This window comes from Eubacterium sp. An11 (genome assembly GCF_002161065.1).
Lineage (GTDB): Bacteria > Bacillota > Clostridia > Lachnospirales > Lachnospiraceae > Anaerobutyricum > Anaerobutyricum faecale.
Window position 1 is genome coordinate 1 of sequence record NZ_NFLV01000062.1, and the last position, 3,340, is coordinate 3,340.

Annotated in this window: 2 protein-coding genes; both read right to left on the minus strand. The window is 30.8% G+C overall.

The features are described 5' to 3' along the window. Positions 1 to 116 precede the first annotated feature (116 nt). Entirely contained in the window at positions 117 to 932 is an 816-nt protein-coding gene (locus B5E53_RS18345) for a hypothetical protein (protein WP_087317576.1), read from the minus strand. Between the two features lie 18 nt (positions 933 to 950). Beyond that, on the minus strand, positions 951 to 3,212 hold the full coding sequence (locus B5E53_RS18350; RefSeq protein ID WP_087317578.1) for a hypothetical protein: 2,262 nt from the start codon (positions 3,210 to 3,212) through the stop codon (positions 951 to 953). Positions 3,213 to 3,340 lie beyond the last annotated feature (128 nt).

Sequence of the window (3,340 nt, forward strand, 5' to 3'; positions counted from 1 at the left end):
CAGATTTACAGCATATAGCTTATCTTCAACAGATATTTTCTTTTTAGGCATAAAATATACTCCCTCCTAAGTGACAAGTTTTTATTATTTCACTTGTCTACCCAGAAGGGAGCATATCAATATTTAGGAGTTGGTTCCTTTATTGTTACATCAGGAAAATAATAAATTGCTTTTTCTGGTGTATGAAATTCGCGATTTACAATAATTTCTTTTGTCAGATTATCTCTTTCAAAATGACTAAACATAGCCCCTCCCATTGTAAATATTGGTGTAATAGCCACCTCATATTTCATTTTAGCATTTTGAAGAAAATAAATCAGTTCCTTATAAGATTCTTTTGTTTTCGCACAAACTTCTTCCATTTTTCTCTCTTCCAAATATCTTTCACATTTTAATGGGACAAACAAAATTAGTTTTTTTTGCCAAGAAATACCTTTATCACTTAAAGCCATTTTTAACATTTCTCCTGTCCGACGGCAAAAATTTCTATATTCATTAAATCGCCCTTCTTCTTCCATCATGTGAGGAGTATCTATCGCTACAATTATTGCTCGACTTAATTTCATATGTTTTAATAAAGTTTCTCTATGGTTTTTAGCTGTCATCCATTCACCTGGATAATCTACAAATTTTACGATAATATCACTATTTTTACCTACAAGATTTATACGAAATGAATATGTCTTTTCTTCTTCGGTTGGATTACTATCCGGAACAAACATTCGGTTATTTATTCCTATAAAATAATCTTTCATTTCATTACTTTTTTGAATTAGTGCGTCTAAAGTATCAAAATCTCCCATATACATAGTCATACCTGTTTGTTTAAATATTTCCTCAAAGTTATCCTTCATAGCTGCCAATATACTGGTTTTTCCACAACGACGCCCTCCAACCATTAAAACATGTGCTGTAAAATCATTTTTTTCCATCTTATGTAGTCCCTCCATTTAATTAAATTGATAAAGATTTTTATTATCATATTTATGGATTTCTTCTATTAGAGTATTCCAATCCTCAGCAATACCTTTTTGTGCTTGGTAATTTTTGTAATCCTCTCTCCAAATTTGAGGAATTGAATTCTCATATAAATATCTCCAAGCAGTTTTTGCATCTATATCTTTATTCTGAGAATATACAATACGATCATAAAAATCTTTTATTACTGCCCATAATGTACTATTAGGATATGCATATAATGTAGCCAATTCTGTTTGAATTTTTTGATATACAATTTCTAAATAATGCTCTAGCCAGAAATGAATATCATCTGCTAAAGTACTTTTTTCTGCTAAACTTCCTTGCAACACAGGTCCTTGTGCCTGTAAACTAAGATCTATTTCATCTAACTGTGCCCGAACACGATAAATCAAAAAACTTTCCATACTCATATTAAAAGCAGATAATTTTTTTATAGCATCTGTAATTGGTTTATATCTTGGATAATTTTGGGTGAATTCAATAAATTCTTTCAACCACATGTCTGCATTTTCCGGATTTGATACAATAATGTATTTTAATCTACCACTATTCTCATTTGCTAAAATATTTACGATACATTGTTTCATTTGTGTTACCAATTTTTCAAGTGTTTTATTTAACTCTAGAAAATCATCAATAATCAATATTCTCATTTTATCTGTCAATCGTTCATATGCATTATGTTGATTAATAGAACCATTATCAAGAAATTCAAGAATTGTTTGTTTCGTAGGAATATTTATCAGTATATTCCTCATTTTTTCTTTAGCGGCAGCCTCAAATTCTTTACAATTTTCAGCACGTAATTTTCCATAGGGTTCATTTACATATGCTTCACGGACATTATTTGTCATTTTTTCATATGTTTTTTTTATTACTAAATCGAATTCTCTTTTTACATCTTGATCAATTGATGCATTAAAGGCTTTATTGACTTTGGATGAAATTTCATGATATTCCCAATACAGTTCAATCAACTGCCCTTCGGCTTGCTTTAAAAGCATTTCATCCATCTGTGGTAAGTTATTTGGTAATTTTTCTAGTATTGGAATTAGCAAGTCGCGTTCAACTGCATTTTTATCATTGCAGTCGACCACCAGATAATCCGCAACAGGAAAATCACGCATTCTTTTTAGTCTGGATAAAAATTCTGATATGCCGTCGATATTTTTTCCTTCACCTTCACTGACTTGATTGATAATCCAAAATAACATCTTATTTGTATAGTCTGAAGACATCTTTGCACCGATATCATTTACTATATCAATATCATATTGTACAATACTAGGACGCTGAGGGTCCGGACGTGTCATCATGACGATAGCATCGCTATCCTCACTAACTGTTGACAACATCTTTTCACGAATATCAAGAGCCGTATCCCCCAATCCAATTGTATCTACTAATACTATTTTTCCACATTGACTGAATGGAAATTGACATTTAATATTGGCAACCTTTACCCCAAGATATTTGTAATATTTATGTGATTTATCAAGATGACTATATTGAGCCACATAACTTTCGATTTCTTCAGCTGGAATAGTTTGTGTTGTCCCTAATAGAGGAAGCACAACATCGCTATGTTCTATATATTTATTAAGTTGTAGGAAGAGCGATTGTTTTTGAGCATTACTTTCTACTTTAGTTTCAAGGCTGTATTGCTTCAAAACAGAGATTTCTTCTACGGAATTAATTTCATATATGCCATTTTCAAAAATCTCTTGTATATATTTATTTACGATATCTTTATATTCATTTTTGCTATAAAATATAATTTCAGCATGGACCCCAGTAGTATCTTGATTTGTTATAATTGATTTTGTTCCTGTACAATCAGAACCATTAGAAGAAGGAATAATATCTCCCGAGAGGCCACTTATTTTTTGCATAACGAGACTTTTGCCCTGTCCAGCGCGTCCAACAAAACTAATGTGAATCTGTTTTCTTGAAAAACGATTATATAGTTGATTTAAAGTTTCCTGAACTTTTTCATATCTTTGACGAAAAGATTTTGTATTTATTAGGCGTAAATTTTCAGCTATTTCCGAACATTGGTTAAATAATGATTCATATATTTGAGGTTTTTCAAAAGATGCATCTTGACATACTTTCTCCAATTTCTGAATTACATTATTTACATTTTCCAAGCGTTCTATCATTTGTTGTATTTGAGGTAACTTTTCTTGTCGATGTAAGACTATTTCATCAATCTGTTTTGGAATATTCATTCCTTTACATCCCCCTAGTATAATAATGGTGTAGTCAATAAGACTACTCGGTTAATAAGTTTCTATGATTAGATAACAGAAGAAGGTGTTCTTCCTTCATCAGATGTTATCCTAAAATAATTATCATG

Bases quoted from the DNA above. Each gene is read 5' to 3' on its own strand.
- B5E53_RS18345 (WP_087317576.1), bottom strand. From the start codon at position 932: ATGGAAAAAAATGATTTTACAGCACATGTTTTAATGGTTGGAGGGCGT.
- B5E53_RS18350 (WP_087317578.1), bottom strand. From the start codon at position 3,212: ATGAATATTCCAAAACAGATTGATGAAATAGTCTTACATCGACAAGAA.